The 1,278-nt window shown below is 71.0% G+C and carries 3 protein-coding genes; all 3 read left to right on the forward strand.

Annotation, left to right across the window (positions count from 1 at the left end; all coding sequences use genetic code 11):
- Positions 1-136 precede the first annotated feature (136 nt).
- A complete protein-coding gene (locus FV222_RS26460; protein ID WP_147816088.1) occupies positions 137-331 on the forward strand; it encodes a hypothetical protein in 195 nt (64 codons plus the stop codon).
- 297 nt (positions 332-628) lie between these two features.
- Positions 629-841 carry a hypothetical protein gene (locus FV222_RS26470; RefSeq protein WP_147754784.1) on the forward strand — a complete coding sequence of 71 codons (213 nt, stop codon included), beginning with the start codon at positions 629-631 and terminating at the stop codon, positions 839-841.
- 162 nt (positions 842-1,003) lie between these two features.
- Positions 1,004-1,278 (forward strand): catalase (locus tag FV222_RS26475; protein WP_147816090.1); only part of this gene is annotated, 275 nt, incomplete at its 3' end.

Genomic DNA, 1,278 nt, shown 5'->3' on the forward strand with positions numbered 1-1,278 from the left:
TTTTTTCCACCCCTAACCGGCAATACGTTATCGGCCCGGGTCGCGGGGGCGCGTTTTTGTTTATAACACACAGCTGGGGGGGGGCGGGCGGCGCCGCCGCCGGACCCCCGACAGACGCCAACACGCGAACGTACCGATGACCCGCCAGACCCTTCCCGCCCCCACCGAGCCCGACAACCCGATGGAGCGCCTCGCCGAGATCTGCATCGAGGCGCACGGCCTGATCGAGGAAGCCGGCACGCCGGAGATGAAGGCGACCCTCGAGGCCCTCCTCGTCCGGGTCGGCTTCGGCCTCGCCGAGCGCCTCGCGACGCAGCACCCCACGGCCTGACACGGCCTTTCGCTTGATCGAAGCGGAGGCCGTGTCAGGCAAGCCCGCGCGGCGCTTGAGCGAAGCCCGAATCCGCCATCCCGAAGGGATCGACCGGATTTGGTCTGATCCCGCGCGCCCGGCCGGTGCCGCGTCCGCCGCCGGTCCGAAGGGGCCGGCGGCGCGTCGCGTCCGGCCGCCGGATTCGTTCCTGACTGACTTGTCCACCGCTCTTCCGGCGACCTCGGAGGATGGGAAACCGACTGGTAACGGACGCCGCGCCACGGTGTCCCCCGACCAGCACCGGAACCCGGACCGATGATGACCAAGGACCAGCTCGCGACCGAGCTGAAGCGCATCGCGACGACGCAGATCAGCGACATCACGCGCGCCGTGAAGGAAGGCCAGAAGTCCATCGCCCTCAACGAGGTGCGGGACATGGCCCACCGCCTCGAACGCTTGGCCGACGCCTTCCATCCGCGGCTCATCCCGGCGGCAGACGCCGCCGACCCCGGCGCCCAGGCCGCCTGACACCAGCCCTCGCGATGAGCCCGCCTCATCGAGGGCTGGCCCCCGCGATTGCGGGGCGGCGGCAATCCGCCGGACCTCATGGGTCCCGACCCATGAGACTTGCCATCGACCGTCGTCGGAGGTCCGCCGGCCCACGCAACCTGAGGAACGGGGCGTTCGATCATGATCCACGCATACTTCAACATCCGCCTCGACGACGCCTTCCTGCCGGAACGCACCGGGCAGCTCGTCCAGGACGCCGAGGAGGCGCGCGCGGTGGCGCGCACCATCATCCGCCGCCTCGTCGTCCAGCACGGCGGCGAGCCGCGCCTGCTGAACGCCGTGATGGCGGTCACCGACGCGGACGGCGCCAGCATCCTCGACCTGTCGTTCTTCGAGGCGCTCTACGTCCCCGTCGCGGCGCCGGAGCGCGCGGGCGCCGGGCGTCCGCGCTCGGG

The sequence above is a fragment of the Methylobacterium sp. WL103 genome (assembly GCF_008039885.1).
GTDB lineage: Bacteria > Pseudomonadota > Alphaproteobacteria > Rhizobiales > Beijerinckiaceae > Methylobacterium > Methylobacterium cerastii.